The organism is Vibrio sp. SNU_ST1 (assembly GCF_030563405.1).
GTDB lineage: Bacteria > Pseudomonadota > Gammaproteobacteria > Enterobacterales > Vibrionaceae > Vibrio.
Map to the genome: position 1 here is coordinate 1,107,336 of NZ_CP130749.1, position 15,797 is coordinate 1,123,132.

Annotated in this window: 16 protein-coding genes; 4 read left to right on the plus strand and 12 right to left on the minus strand. The window is 44.5% G+C overall.

Annotated features, from left to right (window positions below; genetic code table 11):
* Positions 1 to 12 precede the first annotated feature (12 nt).
* The 3 genes from Q5H80_RS19155 to Q5H80_RS19165 all read right to left on the minus strand — a co-directional run bounded on the left by Q5H80_RS19155 (position 13) and on the right by Q5H80_RS19165 (position 2,941).
* Positions 13 to 963: an iron chelate uptake ABC transporter family permease subunit gene (locus Q5H80_RS19155; protein WP_304569670.1), complete on the minus strand. Its 951-nt coding sequence runs from the start codon at positions 961 to 963 to the stop codon at positions 13 to 15.
* On the minus strand, positions 956 to 1,909 hold the full coding sequence (locus Q5H80_RS19160; RefSeq protein ID WP_304569671.1) for an ABC transporter permease: 954 nt from the start codon (positions 1,907 to 1,909) through the stop codon (positions 956 to 958). The genes Q5H80_RS19155 and Q5H80_RS19160 overlap by 8 nt, the downstream gene beginning before the upstream one ends.
* Positions 1,910 to 2,008: 99 nt before the next feature.
* Entirely contained in the window at positions 2,009 to 2,941 is a 933-nt protein-coding gene (locus tag Q5H80_RS19165) for a siderophore ABC transporter substrate-binding protein (protein ID WP_304569672.1), read from the minus strand.
* A gap of 969 nt (positions 2,942 to 3,910) precedes the next feature.
* Between Q5H80_RS19165 and Q5H80_RS19170 the strand changes: the two genes are divergently transcribed.
* Positions 3,911 to 4,120 (plus strand): hypothetical protein, encoded by a 210-nt coding sequence (locus Q5H80_RS19170; RefSeq protein WP_004731601.1) that lies wholly within the window; start codon positions 3,911 to 3,913, stop codon positions 4,118 to 4,120.
* Between the two features lie 230 nt (positions 4,121 to 4,350).
* On the opposite strand, the gene Q5H80_RS19175 is transcribed toward Q5H80_RS19170, so the two are convergent.
* Both Q5H80_RS19175 and Q5H80_RS19180 read right to left on the minus strand, forming a co-directional pair.
* Positions 4,351 to 4,944 carry a hypothetical protein gene (locus tag Q5H80_RS19175; protein ID WP_304569673.1) on the minus strand — a complete coding sequence of 198 codons (594 nt, stop codon included), beginning with the start codon at positions 4,942 to 4,944 and terminating at the stop codon, positions 4,351 to 4,353.
* Positions 4,945 to 5,417: 473 nt separating this feature from the next.
* Positions 5,418 to 5,855, minus strand: a complete 438-nt coding sequence (locus tag Q5H80_RS19180) for a PACE efflux transporter (protein WP_304569674.1) — start codon at positions 5,853 to 5,855, stop codon at positions 5,418 to 5,420.
* A 139-nt stretch (positions 5,856 to 5,994) separates the two neighbouring features.
* Between Q5H80_RS19180 and Q5H80_RS19185 the strand changes: the two genes are divergently transcribed.
* Complete coding sequence (locus tag Q5H80_RS19185) at positions 5,995 to 6,897, plus strand: LysR family transcriptional regulator (RefSeq protein ID WP_304569675.1); 903 nt, start codon at positions 5,995 to 5,997, stop codon at positions 6,895 to 6,897.
* A gap of 419 nt (positions 6,898 to 7,316) precedes the next feature.
* Positions 7,317 to 7,661 carry a thiamine-phosphate diphosphorylase gene (locus Q5H80_RS19190; protein WP_065104613.1) on the plus strand — a complete coding sequence of 115 codons (345 nt, stop codon included), beginning with the start codon at positions 7,317 to 7,319 and terminating at the stop codon, positions 7,659 to 7,661.
* 128 nt (positions 7,662 to 7,789) lie between these two features.
* On the opposite strand, the gene thiE is transcribed toward Q5H80_RS19190, so the two are convergent.
* Positions 7,790 to 8,407 carry a thiamine phosphate synthase gene (gene thiE, locus Q5H80_RS19195; protein ID WP_304569676.1) on the minus strand — a complete coding sequence of 206 codons (618 nt, stop codon included), beginning with the start codon at positions 8,405 to 8,407 and terminating at the stop codon, positions 7,790 to 7,792.
* Positions 8,408 to 8,666: 259 nt separating this feature from the next.
* Here thiE and Q5H80_RS19200 point away from each other — a divergent pair, with 259 nt between their 5' ends.
* The gene (locus Q5H80_RS19200) at positions 8,667 to 10,610 is read left to right on the plus strand and encodes a methyl-accepting chemotaxis protein (RefSeq protein ID WP_304569677.1); all 1,944 of its coding nucleotides are present in this window, start codon (positions 8,667 to 8,669) and stop codon (positions 10,608 to 10,610) included.
* Positions 10,611 to 10,745: 135 nt separating this feature from the next.
* Here Q5H80_RS19200 and thiM read toward each other — a convergent pair whose 3' ends face one another.
* The 6 genes from thiM to thiD form a co-directional block, all read right to left on the minus strand.
* The gene (thiM, locus tag Q5H80_RS19205) at positions 10,746 to 11,531 is read right to left on the minus strand and encodes a hydroxyethylthiazole kinase (RefSeq protein WP_304569678.1); all 786 of its coding nucleotides are present in this window, start codon (positions 11,529 to 11,531) and stop codon (positions 10,746 to 10,748) included.
* A gap of 70 nt (positions 11,532 to 11,601) precedes the next feature.
* Positions 11,602 to 12,270, minus strand: coding sequence for a thiaminase II (gene tenA / locus Q5H80_RS19210; protein ID WP_304569679.1), 669 nt, complete (start codon positions 12,268 to 12,270; stop codon positions 11,602 to 11,604).
* Positions 12,271 to 12,278: 8 nt separating this feature from the next.
* A complete protein-coding gene (locus tag Q5H80_RS19215) occupies positions 12,279 to 13,235 on the minus strand; it encodes an ABC transporter substrate-binding protein (RefSeq protein WP_304569680.1) in 957 nt (318 codons plus the stop codon).
* A gap of 91 nt (positions 13,236 to 13,326) precedes the next feature.
* A complete protein-coding gene (locus tag Q5H80_RS19220) occupies positions 13,327 to 14,142 on the minus strand; it encodes an ABC transporter permease (protein ID WP_304569681.1) in 816 nt (271 codons plus the stop codon).
* The gene (locus Q5H80_RS19225) at positions 14,135 to 14,914 is read right to left on the minus strand and encodes an ABC transporter ATP-binding protein (RefSeq protein ID WP_304569682.1); all 780 of its coding nucleotides are present in this window, start codon (positions 14,912 to 14,914) and stop codon (positions 14,135 to 14,137) included. The genes Q5H80_RS19220 and Q5H80_RS19225 overlap by 8 nt, the downstream gene beginning before the upstream one ends.
* A complete protein-coding gene (gene thiD, locus Q5H80_RS19230) occupies positions 14,904 to 15,797 on the minus strand; it encodes a bifunctional hydroxymethylpyrimidine kinase/phosphomethylpyrimidine kinase (protein ID WP_304569683.1) in 894 nt (297 codons plus the stop codon). The genes Q5H80_RS19225 and thiD overlap by 11 nt, the downstream gene beginning before the upstream one ends.

Here is a 15,797-nt window from a genome sequence, read left to right on the forward strand (position 1 = left end):
TACTTACTACCTTTACTGAATTCTGGTGCGTAACAACAAGAACATAAAATACAAACCGCCGACCAAGTTAATGATCACGCTTACTGTGGTTTCAAACGCCATTACTTTTTCGATAAACCATTGGCCTGAAACCAATAGAACGACCGCTAACAAACTGCTTGCGATGATAAGTACACGATGTTGATAAGATTTGAATATCTGACGAGCTAAGCTCACGGTGATTAAACCAAAGAACAGCACAGGGCCAACCAAAGCCGTAGATACCGCGACCATCACTGACACAATCACCAAGGTAATCTGAGTCAGTCGCTTGGTGTTCACGCCCAAGCTTGTCGCGTTATCAACGCCAAGCCAAAGTACATCAAGCTTAGGAGCTAACAGCCACAAACCTAGTAAACTCAGTCCCAATGGAATAAGGCTGAGGTAAACCAGTTCGCCTTTCACATTATTGAAGCTTGCGAACATCACATTCTGCAGCACCGCAAATTCGTTCGGATCAATCAACATCGCAAGGAAGTTCGCTAAGCTCGAGAACACGCTGCCACACACGATGCCAATCAGAAGCAGTGTGAATACGTTATTTCGCTTGCTCTTAAAGTAGAAATGGAACAGAGCAAACGAGAACAAGATCATCACAGTTACAGACATCGAAAAGTTTGCGATTGAATCAATCACCCAAAAGCTGGTACTGCCAAACACAAACAGAAGTACCGTTTGCACCAACATATACAAGCTATCAAAGCCCAGGATGGATGGGGTTAGAATTCGATTATTAGTGATGGTTTGGAACACCAATGACGACGCCGAAATCGCCACCGCCGCCAACACAATCGACAGCAGTTTTGGTAGTCGCAAAGACAAGAAGAACTCGTAGTTATCCCACGTAAGTCCCTGCCCCACAAATACTGCCGCCATACCCAAAGACGCGATAGCCAGAATCGCAATTTTTACTGAATCACGCATTCGACTTGTCTCTCATGATCAGGTAGATAAAAATCAAGCCGCCAAAGACACTGATTACCATTGAGATTGGAATCTCGTAAGGGAAGATAACGATTCGAGCTAACAAGTCGCAGGCCAATACCAAGATCACGCCCCAATAGGCAGTCCAAGGTAGGATCTTCTTCATGTTATCACCCATCATCAGCGACACGATATTCGGCACGATAAGGCCAAGAAATGGGATAACACCAACGATCATCACCACAGAAGAGGCGCAGATAGCAACCAATGCAACACCAATGAAGACGATCTTCTGATAATTGAGTCCGATGTTTTTTGCAAAGCTTTCTCCAATACTTGCCGCACTGAACTGGCTCGCAAAGTAGTATGCCAATACATAAGCAGGAACTGCGAGGTAAAGGATTTCATAGCTGCCTTGCAACACACTCGCAAAGTTCGCCATTGTCCAAGCCGACATGGTTTGCACTAAATCGTATTTGTAAGCAATAAAGGTTGTTAGAGAGGAAATAACGTTGCCATACATGATGCCAATCAAAGGTACCAACACCGCATTCTTGAACTTCAAGTGTTGTAGAAAGCGGACCAATAGCATGGTCCCGAAAACCGCAAACGCGAAAATGAAACCTAAATAGCTCCATTGCGCTGCATTGCCCAGCACCAGAATACCGACTATATACCCAAGCATGGCACAGTCAATCGTGCCCATCGTCGAAGGCGCAGCAAACTTGTTCTGAACAATCTGTTGCATTATCAAGCCTGCAACACTCAAGCCAGCACCAGCAAGCACAATCGCGAATAGTCGAGGGATCCGACTAACAACATAAATAGAGTTGGCGTGTTGGTTGCCATTGAAAAAATCGCTAAAACTAATCTCAGCGACTCCAATCATTAATGACGCAACGCATAACACAACAAGAAATACAGCAGCTGCAATGGGTTTCAACATAGAAGTAATACTAATGGTAGGATCGGGGAGACCGTATAAAAAAGGGAAAAAGGGCTTATAAGAACACTCTTATAAGCCCAAGAATCTGATGATTAGTCACTATTGAATCGTACGTTCAATGTCACCCAACATTCTGTGAATCGCTGTGACGCCACCAGCTACCAGATACCAAGCACTTGAATCAAGGTAAACGATTTTGCCTTGCTGCGCTGCAGGTGTTGCCGCAACCAGTGGGTTATCAAACAGCTCTTGTGCGCGCCCTTCTGACCTACCGATCGCTTTTTCACGGTCAAGCACGTAAAGCACTTCAGGTTTTGCGTCAGCAATGTATTCAAACGAGATTAGATTGCCGTGATTCCCTTTAATCGGAGCCACTGTCGCACTCTTTGACTCCACAAAACCAAAGTCGTCAAAGATGATTGAGAAGCGGCTGCCCTTATTGAACATCGCAATGTTGTTGCCGTTGTTCATTAGCATCATTGCTGAAGTTTCTTCAGACGCGACTTTGTCGTTTACCGCCGTGATAGAAGCTTGAGTATCTTTAATGATCGCTTCTACTTCAGCTTGCTTACCAAAGATATTGCCTAGCACGCGCCAGTTTTGCTGAGCATCAGCCCAGTATTTATCACCGTCAATAGAGAACATGATGGTCGGAGCGATTTTTGCTAGTTGATCGTAAATCTTAAGCATACGGTTTTCGGCAATGATGATGTCAGGCTTCAGCATGTAGATAGCTTCAAAATCAGGTTCATTCAATGATCCCGTATTTGCCGTCGTATCTTTGTACGAAGCTAGGTAGTCAGGCAGCAAGCTGTGAGGTGCGCCAACTGGTTGTACACCAATCTGATCAAGCACATCCAAGCTACCAAAGCCAAGTACCACAACGCGCTGTGGTACTTCGGTAAACTGCGCTGTGCCCTTTACGTGTTCAATGGTGATTGTTTCCGCTTGAGCGATCATTATCAATGATGATGCAAGAGCGATAGCAAGCCCACCCAATAACTGGCGAACTAAATTGATTGTTTTCTTCATGTGTCTTCCTTTGCCATTGGTACAAACCACCACTCATGACAATAAAAGTCACATTACTCATAGATGAGTATGGGGCGTACACAACGGCTAAATAACGATAATTTAAAGTCTGTCATTGCTTTGACAACAAACTTGTAACGCAAGTGAGAATTATTATCAATTATATTTGCGTTAAATTGGCGGCACAACAACTTTATTATTCAGAAACGTAAAAGTGAGTATTCATGTTTTGCGTAGTCAGGAGAGACATTAGGAATCAGAAATAACAAAAAACACGGAGAGGAGAATGCTCATCAATCTAAAGAAAAAAACTGATGGGGGAAAGTGCCCGAAAACCCTGTAATTACAACGCTAAGTCCCAGAGTTACAACGCTAAACCTCCTAATTACAACGCTAAACCTCAGATTTACGAATTGTAATTTACAATGTAAACACTATATATAACAGAGGCTTAATTACCACCAAATTAGCGAAACAAATAAAACCACCAATGACAAAGAATACGAAGCGGTGCAAAGCCAAACATCACTCAGGCATCATGGTAAGTCCCCTGACCTTCGCTCATTTAACCTTCAGTAAGCGATGACAAATCACTCAAAAATATTTTTGAATTTAATTTAAATAGGGTTGTAATTTTAAAAACTAGGCGTATAGTTCGCCACCTGGCTCTAATCTATAGAGCTGTTAATGCTAAAGTAAGTCCAAGTTCCACAAAGACAGTTCTCGATTCCTCGTTACACCATCTCTGCGTCAGCTTTCACCCAGATAGTCATTCAATAGCTTTTAAATTAGATCCCACTACCGTTCTATTCGTCATTTGCTTTCTTTTTAGCGAATTCAAAATAGATCGACTTATTAAATATAAATGTAATAAACACAAGGCACAGTTATGTCACGCAGAACAACACGACAAACCCATTGGTACCAACTATCACGCGAAAAAACAGTCAATAAACTAAAAGGTAATAAATGCTCAAGATTAAAATAGACTTACACAAAGAAGAGATTTCATGGGTCACCGAGATTCGACAGCTCAATAGCGATATACTACACCGCCACATATTGCCCAAGCTACAACATCACAGTTATCTCATCGACTTTGAATTTAATGAACGAGAAAGCATCGGAACTATCGTTTCAGGCAACGGAAACACCCTAGGACATTTCACACTCCTATAGCATTTCCCAAAGGCTACAAAAGAAACACCGTCTAGTCCCAAAGATGTAAAAGATGTCACCCTCAATTCGCTCTAGCAGAACAAAATAGAGTAGAAGTAAAACAGACCAGAAACCTAGCCCTTTTTGCATTTCACACGCGGCTAACGCTAGCTAGGTTATCGTGCTTCTATTTAAAACAACTTATATCGAACTCTGAATCACCAATGCGTCATTATCAGTGCATTCATGGACTAATAAGTTAACGGCATCGACCTTAACTTCTGATCGAGAGTATATAAGTGCTCTGCAGCTTGCATGTGTTGAGGGTAATCACTGAATTTCTCACGATTCTCCTCATTCATCTTACAGGTCTCATCCACCAGCATTAACTTCCAATACAGCTTTGTTGTATGCAGCATCGCCAGTAAAGGTTTGAACACCTCTTTCTCATAAGCTTGAATCAACTCTTCAATCAACTCGTCACGTTCGTCTTCACTTGCGATTGAACCTTCGGTTGCCGACAACACTTTTTGATACTTCAGGTTTTGTTGCAGCTTATCCATAACCGTTTGGTTTTCTTCCGCTAACTCAACAAGCTTCGACTTAATGATATTTACCCAATTCGCTTGGCTCAGTACTGTGTCATCAACACTGTTAAAGTCTTCTCGTATCTGTCGTTCAACATCTTTTTGAGCTTTCTTTAAAACCGCACGCACCTTTTGGAAAGGCAGCTGATATTCCTTACTTAGCTCGATAATCAGTTTATGAAAACCACCATTTGGAAGGTGTAAGTTTTCCTTAAACGTCGCCATTGCAGCTTCTTGCTGTTCGGTAAGGTGAGTCATTCTGTTTCCTATTCTTTATAACTTATGGTGCTGAGCCCGCGATCATACCATTATTAACCTCGTTTTTTCGGTAACTTGTTAGGTTACATCTAAGTACGGACTTAATTTCACTCAACCCTTTATCTTTTGGCTGGTTATTAATCCATATGGCGCTAAATGCTAAAACTGACAATCGAATAAAAACCATACTACACCTGTTCCAACGAAACAGACTTCTAACTTATATAGGTACTAGATGAAAAGGATTGTACTTAAGATTGAGACTGTGCAAGTCGAATACTCACCAAACTCGCGACACATAACGGGATAAGAGATAATCATCGCACGGAAAGCCGATAACGTTGCATCACTAAAAAGCAAAACGCTTCCCGAAGGATCGGTTAAAAGCGTTTTGCGCTTTTTTGAGGGAGTGTTGACGGAGATGAGCTTAGAATGACGAGGTTACTTCTCCCTCGCCACGATTAAGACCACTTTTAGCTCGCTCCAAATTTAACCGCGAAAGATCTGTGCACTAAGAATGCTCGCACATGATCGTAAATCAGATTAAACACAAACGCGTAAATGGTAATAAAAATGGTCACGCCGATGTCCATTAAAAATGCCTGCCAAATCCCCACATCAAGTAAGTAAGCCATCACAGGGATCGTCGCCACCAGCAAGCCTGCCTCAAACAAAACGACATGGAATATTCTCAGCTTAAGTGAACGCTGAGATTTTTCACCCGTAAAGTAGCGATCAAAAATGCGGTTAAAACAGTAATTCCAAATCATCGCGATGGTCGCAACAACTATCATGGTTCCTGATAAGGCATTCACATCATGATCGGTAAATATCGCTAAGCCTATAATTGATAGTGTTACGGCCAAAACTTCGAATAACACTGAGTGAAACACTCTTTCTAAGGTACTCATACATTCCTCTAAATAATCTAGTATGTGTTGGATTAGGTAGGATTATGTCATCCGAAATAATAAGAGAAAGTTAACAGCCATCACGAATAGTGATAACCTAAGCGTTATCACCCTTATTTGATATTGAGCGAGAGATAGCATGTACAGTTTTGAGCAACTAAAAGTCTTCGTCACCGTGTGTGAAAGTGGTTCTTTTTCGGCGGCCGCACGCAAGCTAAAACGCGCTCAATCCGGGGTCAGTCAGTCGATCGCCAACCTAGAAATTGCCATCGACCAAGAGTTGTTCAACAGAGAGAAGAACATCCCCGTTTTAACCTCCACAGGTAAAGCCTTATTGCCTGTCGCTAAGTCGATTCTCGACCAACAAAAGTACTTCGACCAAAAAGTAGAATCGCTGACCCAAGAAGATGAACACGAACTGATCATTGCCATTGATGAGAGCATCATAGATAAGAATTTTATTAAGATAATCAGCTCACTAGCCGATCAATTCCCAATCACACACTTCGATATTATTACCACCTCAACCTTTGATGTTGAGGACCTAGTGAGACGTGGTAAAGCTCAGATTGGTATCATCTACGCGGACGGAGAACTTAAGGTAGACATGGATTTCTTCTTGCTGGGTCAAGCACGTTTTCTTACGGTTAGCTCCGCCACTCACGAACTGAGCCAAATGCCCGTCGTTCAAGACTCAGATCTAAAGCGCTACCGCCAATGTGTGCACCGTAGTTCGAAGCAGCGCGAATTGTGGTTCACCTATGGTATCAGCTCGATGCTTTGGTATGCCAACAACCACAAAACGATCATCGATCTCGTTGAACAGAACGTAGGGTGGGCAAATGTGCCTGAAATGATGGTGATGGAAGGGATTCAGAAAGGTGATCTCGTAGCACTACCAGTGGCACACGAGCATGGTGGTTGGATTACTCCAGTGGGTTGCTTAGTGTCTCGCAGCCATATCAATGGCCCAGTGTTAACAAGTTTACTTGAAAAACTAAAAGGCCACTCATTAGAGAACAATCAGTGGCAAGCCAACTAATCTCCCCCCAATTCTTGAGTTCAGCCTATTTCAGCAACTGAATCGTAAGTCAGTGACGGTGGTGTTTTCTCCAGCACTACCTCATTTCCGCTTTTCGTGCCGATAATTTTCTTTGTCGTGTGGATAAAACACCCTAGTTGATATCCCAAAGTGACATAACTAGTATGCGATCCCAAAGGGTTTGTCTTATCAAACTTATATCGACAAAACCAAATCGCTCTTTAACACCACTGACCCAACTTCAAATCTCCCACATAAGTGCCCCTGCCCTGCAACCACTTGTGACAGCTTCAAATAGATCACTTTTGAATATTGATTCGCATCCAGTTTATGAGCCCTCTTCGAGTGCTTTTTTATATCTAAATGAACCTTTTGGGAAATTTGTCGTGAACGTTTTAGGAAATATTTGCCCTGAGAAAATGGGGAAAGAGCGTAACAAACGAGAGTATGATTTACGCGTACTTAACTGTGTCAGTGAAAGCGAATATGAATCGCGTATGGCAGTTTGGAATAGCTTAACTTTGGTTGCTACTCCGTCTGTTTCAGAAACAAAAGGCTTCATCGATGAGGCTTTCAACAAACTTCAGCAAGATTTGAAAGAAGCGAGCCGCGAGTTGTCGATTAACTACACGGACTTCATTGCAATGGCGCATGAAGAACTCAACTACATTAAGGTGTTTGTTGCTAATAAGACCGCACAATACGGTTGGTATGCCGCAATCGTTCTTATGATCATCGGTACTGTTGCTCTATGCGCTCAGTAAACCAAACTGTGTATTCAATAAATTGTCTTAAAAGCTCAATCGATAGGTCAATTTAGCCTTTCTATGAGCCTGTTGTTTAACTAGAAAACAAATGGTTAACCTCATTTGTTTTCTAGTCTATAACCCCTTCACTCTCCCATTAGAGACAACAGAACTTGCGTCGCTTGTTTTGGATCTTCAGCGTGACATATCGCAGATACCAGTGCTAACCCATGAATACCACTCTCAACTAACTGTGGGATGTTCGATTCGTTAATTCCACCAATACCGACAATCGGTAACTTCGTTGTCTCCAACGCCATTTTAATGCCGTCATAACCCCAATGTTTCTTAAGATTTGTCTTAGTCGGTGTTGCAAAAAGCGCACTGAGGCCAATGTAATCGATCGGCAAACTATCGGCCTCTTGTAGCTGCTGTTCAGTTTCAATTGATAACCCAAGAATCTTATCTGGGCCAATCAACTGACGCGCTAACTGAGCAGGTATATCTGACTGTCCTAAATGTAAGCCGTCAGCATCCACAGCCAACGCAACGTCTACCCGATCGTTAATGATCAGCGGGACACCAGAACCAGCCAAAATCGACTTAACAGCCTGCGCACGTTCAATAAAAGCTCTGACATCTCCATGCTTCTCTCTTACTTGAACCATAGTGACGCCACCAGCGATCGCTTGTTCAACCACGAACTTAAGCGTTTCTAGATCTTGCTGGTCATCAGTAACCAAGTAGAGCTTATAAGGATTCATATCGTACCTTTGGAGTCGGAGTCTAAATTGCGTTGCTACTATTTTACCGACAATTTGCATCATGTGCATGGAAGTTAATAAACAATTAGCTCAATTAAGCATGCTCTAACAAATATGCAACCCATTGAAACGATACTAAAAAACCGGATTTTTTAACGAAAGCGTTACTTATTACACAAACTATTCACTTAAGCCTGCCCAAAACACTGTTTTATGGAATACTTCGCAGTGAAGGAATCAGGTAAATATAGGGATAGTTATGCGCCACCTTTCTATAGCATTTAAGATCAAGCTAGGTTATGCCATCTGCTTGCTCTTTTTCGTCATTTCAGGCTTTGTGAGTTACAAAGGTATCCAAACCTTGTCGAACGGCTTTAGTCAATACAGTGTACTTAGCCAGAAAGCGACACTGTCAGGCAACATTCAAGTGCATTTTCTGCAGATGCGCTTAGCCTCTGAACGTTATTTAAAGTCATTGGATGAGCAATACGAAGTAAATTATCAATCCAGTAAACTCGCGATTGATGATCTTCTGAACAACCTAATTCAAACCACTACCAAAACCGATAGCCTAGCTAGCCTGCAATTAGTGCAAGACAGCGTGGCGGCATTTGACACGGCTTATGGCTCAATGAAACAGAGCCAGCTGCTCATCGACCAATTGGTGAATGTCGAGATGGTCAAACGAGAAACCAACGCACTCAAAGCCGCTCAGAGCTTATTGTATGAGTCTTACAACAACAACGATCCAAACGCGAGCTTGTATGCCGGTATGTTGATGGAGAACTTCCTCGCAGCCAAGATCACTGTACTGAGTTACTCAAACAACAACGACCTAAAAACCTATGAAGCGGGTAAAGATATCTTTGAATACGCGTTGCCGGGTATTGAAGGTGACATTGAGTCTCTCAAATCATCCCCTTACCAAAGCGAGTTGATTGAAGATTTCTCTAACCAGCGTGAAGCGTATGCAAAAGGCTTTGAACAAGTTCATCAGCAGATGATTGAGAACACGCAAAGAACTGCAACGCTTGCCTCGATTGGTGACAGCTTGGCTATCGCGGTCGCGGATGCTCAAAGTATTCTCGAGCAACAAAAGCAAGCACTCACACCAGTACTGCAAGCCAGTGAAAAACGTTCAGTTCAAATCATCTTCTTGCTAACAGGTGTGGCTTTGGTGATTGGCATGACGAGCGCTGTGTTGGTGACTCGCTCGATAACCAAAGGTATCGCACAGGTTAAACAGATCACCAACGAGCTTTCTCAAGGTAACTTAAATGTTGAAGTGAACATTGAGAGCAAGAACGAGATTGGCGAGCTACTAACGAACATGGAGATCACCATTGAATCTCTACGCGATATCGTAGGACAAGTGAACCGCTCTAGTGTGCGTATTGGTGAGATGTCTGAATCACTTAATCAAGTGACCAATAACAGCTCGACCAACGCGACCCAGTTGAACAATGAGATGATCAATATCTCGTCAGCCGCAGATCAGTTGGCTTCTAGCACATCAGAAATTGCTGCAAGTGCTAACCACGCCTCTCAAGTTGCAAACCAAGCCACCGAGAATGTGGCGATGGGACTGAAAGAAGTAGACAAAACACTGCACGAAATTGGCAGTGCCGATGAAAGCATGCAGGTCAGCAGCCAAAAAGTGACTGACCTACACAAAGAGTCGATGAATATTGGTGCCATTCTTGAAGTAATCAAAGGCGTTTCTGAGCAAACTAACCTATTGGCATTGAACGCTGCCATTGAAGCTGCTCGTGCGGGTGAACAAGGTCGCGGATTTGCTGTGGTAGCCGATGAAGTAAGAACGCTCGCTAAGCGTACCCAAGATTCTGCAAGCCAGATTGATGAACTCATCACCTCACTGCAACGTGGCGCTAAAGATGCGTTAGAGTCGATCAAAGAGAGCCACAGCACGGTTTCAGATGCTTCAACTCAGGCACAGCAAGCTTCTCAGAACTTGCATGTGATTAACCAACACATCCAAGATTTGAATCAGGCCAACAGCCAGATCGCAGTATCTGTCGACGAGCAAGATTGCTTAACCAAGTCACTGGGTGAAAACGCGCAAGGTGCAAATACCATCGCGCAGAGCAACCAAGAGTCGGTCAGCAGCATTTCAGGTGCAGCAAGTGACTTAACCGAAGTTGCTCATCACTTAGAGAGCCAAGTGAATCGATTTAGAACCTAGCTGACTTTAAGTCTCTGTTATTTAGAGCCTCGCTTATTAAAAACATAGCGAACACGGTTTATATAATAAGAAAGCCCCTAGCACATTCGTGTTAGGGGCTTTTTAGTGAGCTAAATGCTTATAGCCAGATTGAATCTACTGAACCTTCAAACGTTGGATCAACGTCTCTTCATCCAATTGATATAACTCATCAAGTAAGTTCATTTGCAAGCTACCTGGGCCGCGTGAGTTTTCCGCCGCGATTTCACCAACCACACCCAATACCGCCGCAGCAGCCAAACCACTGTCATCGCCGACAGCCGCGAAAGCGCCCGTCAATGCAGTTAAGGTACAACCCATGCCGGTCACATACGGCATCATTGGGTGCCCGTTGTTTAACGTCACAACACTGTCTTTCGTGACAACGTAATCCGTCTCACCAGAAATCACCACATTCGCACCGTATTCAGCGACTAAGCATTGCGCTGCGCCTAATGCAGCGTCACTGCTATCTAGTGCATCAACGCCTTTGTTCTGTGCTTGCTCACCCGCTAGCGCAATGATCTCAGACGCGTTACCACGAATGATCAACTTATCCGCTAAACGAGCGATTTCACGAGAAGTCTCGGTACGCAGCGTACTTGCGCCACAACCCACAGGGTCAAGCACCACAACCTTGCTATTGGCATTCGCTTGTTCAACCGCGAAAAGCATTCTTGGCGTCCAAACACTGTCTAACGTGCCAATGTTAATCACAAGCGCGCCAGAGAAAGACATCATCTCAGCCAGTTCTTGTTGTGAGTGCGCCATGATAGGCGAAGCGCCAATCGCCAATAATACATTGGCAGTATTGTTCATCACGACGTAGTTGGTGATGTTCACAACCAGTGGTTTTTGCTCTCGTACTGCGCGCAACGATTGGATGATTTGTTCAGTTAACATGGATAAATCCTTATTCGTGAAAGTCGTTTTAAGCCGCTGCAGGTTGGCTAGCGACAAGGTTTAGCCGTGATTACTCATTAAGTGAATTCAGCCCTTGCTGCCAGAAAGCTACTTCCATACGCGTTGCGGTTTTGAAGATATGAACGATGTTCTGACCGCGCTCGCTGTTAATATCAATTTCAGCCAGTAGTTGATTGAAGTATTCCGCGCCCGTTGCCACGCCAGACTGGAATTCTTCACCGCCGTAAAGCTGTAACCAGCTTGCGTATGGGTTGCCTTCCAAAACAGTATCACTGCTTTCTAACAGCGCTTTACCAATCACGGCATAACCGATTGAACACGGAGCCAATGCCGCATATAAGTCGACAAGATCACCCGTCATACCCGCATCTAGAACATAGCGCGTGTAAGCAACTGTACCGAAATCTTCAGGTTCATTTTCCAAATCCGATTCCGTTAATCCCCACTGACCACAGTAAGTCACATGGTGAGAGATTTCAGAATCTAGCAGAGCATGAACACTTGGCAGTGCACGGCGCATATCAGCCAAGGTTTTCGCCTTGTAAATTGCCAATGCATAAGCACGGGCATACTGCTTCAAAAACAGAAAATCTTGCTTCAGGTAATGCAGAAAACACGGCTGAGCGAGAGTGCCGTTTGCCAGAGTTTTAACAAAATCATGCTCGGTGTAGTCTTGCCAATCTTGCTGACAGGCTTGGATTAAGTCTTGGTATTTCATGAGATTCCTTAGTCAAAAGTCGGTACGTAATCTGCGGCTTTTGGTAGTGATTTGATGATACCTTTGTCGAACATGAACTCGGCATAATCGTCGTAACGTTTTAGATCAACAGCTGAAGGGCGAAGTGCAAAACGAGTCAGCGTGTCATTCCATGCGCGTTGGTTAAGTTCGTTATTCAACGTATCTGGTGAATACGCGACAAACTCGCTCCACGAGTCTTGTGGGTGGTTCACGATGTAAGTTGTTGCTTGTTCCAATGCTTTGTTGAACGCTTTGATCGCTTCATCATCGTGCTGCTTTGCGTTCGCCACAAAGATAAGCTCATCGTAAGCAGGAACACCGTGCTCTTCTGGGAAGAACGCTTTAGCTTTAAAGCCTTCAAGGGCTAGCTGGTTAGTTTCGAAATTACGTAAGCCACCCCAAATTGCATCTACCTTGCCTGATGCCAATGAAGACGAAAGTGCCCAACCGACATTGATGGTTTGCACGTCTGTAAACGCAACATTTTCTTGAGCTAGCATGGTGCCTATGGTCGCTTCTTCGTTACCCGCAATCGCAATACCGATCTTTTTGCCTTTCAGATCCGCTAGTGAATCGTTCTTGCCATTATCCAAAACCATCAACGTATTCAGTGGCGTTGCGATAAGAGTAGATGCACGTACGAGAGGTAAACCTGCCGCTACATCCATGGTTAAACTAGGTTGGTAAGTTACCGCTAAATCGACTTTACCGGCAGCAACCAATTTTGCTGGCGTGCTTGGGTCAGCTGGCTCTTGGATGTCAACCTCTAGGCCCTGGTCAGCAAAGTAGCCTCGCTCTTGAGCGATCACTATTGGGCCGTGGTTCGGGTTCACAAACCAATCCAACATCAGTGTCAGTTTCTTTTGTTCAGAATCCGCCAATGCATGGCCTGAAACTAGCGAAGCAAGCAGTGCCACTGCACCTACCAATTTGGTATTTTTCATAGTTAACCTTTCCTTTTGAATATTATTATTGTGTTTGTAGATCTAGTTTTTAACGAGGTGTTGCTTGAGATAGACAACACTGAACGAACCATCACTGGTTCTCCCAAGGGATAGCTTTTTTAAGTAATTTATCTGTAACGAAATAGAGCGAGATAGACAGCACCGCCAAGATGAACAAGGCAGCAAACATCTCATCAATGATCATGCGCGCGTTAGCTTGTAGCATTAGGTAACCTAACCCTTCACTCGAACCAACCCACTCCCCGACGACTGCGCCAATTGGAGCAATAACCACAGCCACACGAATGCCAGATGCCAGTGTTGGCAGCGCAGCAGGTAGTTGGATATAACGCAGTAGTTGCCATTTCGATGCCCCCATCGTCTTAGCGAGATCAAGATAACCTGTTGGTGTATTACGCAGGCCGTCGTAACAACAAGTGGTCACGGGGAAGAAGATTATGATCGCCGCCATGACGACTTTTGAGGCAATGCCATAACCAAGCCACAGCATCAACACTGGCGCGATCGCAAACACAGGAATCGCTTGGCTAGCAATTAAAATAGGCAACAACCAGCGTTTCAGCGGTTCGAACATCAACATCTGCAGGGCGAAAAACAGCCCCATGGATAAACCTAGCAATAGACCAAGTAAGATCTCCTGCGCAGTAACCCAAGTGTGCTTGAGTAACACATCGTAGCGTTCGATTAGCTTGATGAAGACTTCTGCAGGCGCTGGCAGAATGAAGCTTGGCATCTCGAAAATAACCACCACCATTTGCCATAAGCCCAGAATCACAGCACCGCTGATAAGCAAACGCATAACGGGATTCATCTGACTTGGACGTGTAGTAGTAGTCTGCGCGTTGGTTGAACGAGCCACCGCTTCGCTTCGCGTTAGATCACTCATAATCACGCTCCAACTGATCTAAGATGGCTTGTTGTAACTCAGCACATTCACCATCTAACACTCTTGGTGTGAGGGTGTTAGGCACAGACAATGACTGAGCACTCGCAGGCGTGCCTTGCAACACATACAAGTTATCCGCCAAACGCACCGCTTCTTGTGGATCATGAGTGATCAACACAACGGTTTTATCTCTTAACAGTCCACACGCTAAGCTTTGTAGCTTATGCCTTGTTACTGCATCCAGCGCTGAGAAAGGTTCATCCATCAGCACGACTGGCTTGTCTTGCATTAAGGTTCGAGCCAAAGCCACACGTTGACGCATACCACCAGACAATTGATCCGGCATTGCATTCGCGTAATCGGCCAAACCAACCGCTGCTAACAGCTCTAGCGCTTGGTTAGTTTGTGCTGCTTTATCAGAAGCTTGGCTTTGATGCTTATCTGCGGAATTTTGAAAGCGATGGCTCAAACACACATTGTCGATAACCGACAACCACGGCAGTAACAAATCTTGTTGCGCCATGTATGCGATACGATCGGTTAAAGGCAGTTCATCGGACGTTGCCAATGTGCCCTGCCATTCCACCTTGTCATCCAGTAAGCCTGCTAGATAACGCAACACAGTCGTTTTTCCGCAGCCACTTCGACCCAGCAATACCGTCCACTTACCCGCGTTTATACTCAGTGATAGTCCCGATAAGGTGGCATATTCACTATCGCGATAACGCAAGGTGGCATTGCTGAGTTGAACCCCAACCGTATTAACGAACATTACCGTGTCCAGCGAAGAAGTGATTTACAGGGCCGTGGCCTTGACCGACTTGCAACTCATCAGCATGAGCAATCGCGTGAGAAATGTATTGTTTGCCTAGGTCGACAGCTTGCGTAAGCGTGTTGCCTTGAGCCAAGAAAGAAGCAATGGCAGAAGAGAGCGTACAACCCGTACCGTGAGTGTTTTTAGTCGGGAAACGCTTAGCGCTAATCAAGGCAGACGTCGTCGGGAGAATCAGTAGGTCATTACTGTTCTCATCCTTCTCCAAGTGACCGCCTTTTAGTAGGACTGCTTTTGCACCTAAAGCGCGTAGATCTTCAATCATACCCTGCATTTCCGCTTCGCTTTCAGGTACGGCTTTGCCGGTAAGTGCCGCGCCTTCTGGCAAGTTAGGGGTGATAATGTCTGCCAGCGGAATCAGTTCTTGCTTTAGCGTCGTAATAGCAGAGTTTTCTAAGAGAAGATCACCACTTGTCGCGACCATGACAGGGTCAATCACTAGGTGTTTAGGTTGGTACTGCTTAATTTTGTCTGCAACGACGTTGATGATTTGAGAATCAGCCAACATGCCGACTTTTACTGCCACGATATTGAGATCAGTAAAAACCGCATCTAACTGGCTAGCGACATGGTCGAGCGGGATAGGAAAAATGGCTGACACGCCTTGAGTGTTCTGGGAAGTGATAGCGGTAATCACAGAACAAGCGAAACTACCGGTAGCAGACATGGCTTTAATATCAGCTTGGATACCTGCACCGCCGCCACTGTCAGAACCTGCGATAGTCAATACAATCGGAGTGTTCGTTCGAATCGAACCATCAGCAGAGTGCTGTGAAACTGAAGCTTTTGGCGTTAAATCTTTTGAAATAGAACTGTGTGTCAT

Bases quoted from the DNA above. Each gene is read 5' to 3' on its own strand.
- Q5H80_RS19225 (WP_304569682.1), bottom strand. From the start codon at position 14,914: ATGTTCGTTAATACGGTTGGGGTTCAACTCAGCAATGCCACCTTGCGT.
- Q5H80_RS19215 (WP_304569680.1), bottom strand. From the start codon at position 13,235: ATGAAAAATACCAAATTGGTAGGTGCAGTGGCACTGCTTGCTTCGCTA.
- Q5H80_RS19185 (WP_304569675.1), top strand. From the start codon at position 5,995: ATGTACAGTTTTGAGCAACTAAAAGTCTTCGTCACCGTGTGTGAAAGT.
- tenA (WP_304569679.1), bottom strand. From the start codon at position 12,270: ATGAAATACCAAGACTTAATCCAAGCCTGTCAGCAAGATTGGCAAGAC.
- Q5H80_RS19165 (WP_304569672.1), bottom strand. From the start codon at position 2,941: ATGAAGAAAACAATCAATTTAGTTCGCCAGTTATTGGGTGGGCTTGCT.
- Q5H80_RS19160 (WP_304569671.1), bottom strand. From the start codon at position 1,909: ATGTTGAAACCCATTGCAGCTGCTGTATTTCTTGTTGTGTTATGCGTT.
- Q5H80_RS19190 (WP_065104613.1), top strand. From the start codon at position 7,317: ATGGGGAAAGAGCGTAACAAACGAGAGTATGATTTACGCGTACTTAAC.
- thiD (WP_304569683.1), bottom strand. From the start codon at position 15,797: ATGACACACAGTTCTATTTCAAAAGATTTAACGCCAAAAGCTTCAGTT.
- Q5H80_RS19200 (WP_304569677.1), top strand. From the start codon at position 8,667: ATGCGCCACCTTTCTATAGCATTTAAGATCAAGCTAGGTTATGCCATC.
- Q5H80_RS19220 (WP_304569681.1), bottom strand. From the start codon at position 14,142: ATGAGTGATCTAACGCGAAGCGAAGCGGTGGCTCGTTCAACCAACGCG.
- Q5H80_RS19175 (WP_304569673.1), bottom strand. From the start codon at position 4,944: ATGACTCACCTTACCGAACAGCAAGAAGCTGCAATGGCGACGTTTAAG.
- Q5H80_RS19180 (WP_304569674.1), bottom strand. From the start codon at position 5,855: ATGAGTACCTTAGAAAGAGTGTTTCACTCAGTGTTATTCGAAGTTTTG.
- Q5H80_RS19170 (WP_004731601.1), top strand. From the start codon at position 3,911: ATGCTCAAGATTAAAATAGACTTACACAAAGAAGAGATTTCATGGGTC.
- thiE (WP_304569676.1), bottom strand. From the start codon at position 8,407: ATGAATCCTTATAAGCTCTACTTGGTTACTGATGACCAGCAAGATCTA.
- thiM (WP_304569678.1), bottom strand. From the start codon at position 11,531: ATGTTAACTGAACAAATCATCCAATCGTTGCGCGCAGTACGAGAGCAA.
- Q5H80_RS19155 (WP_304569670.1), bottom strand. From the start codon at position 963: ATGCGTGATTCAGTAAAAATTGCGATTCTGGCTATCGCGTCTTTGGGT.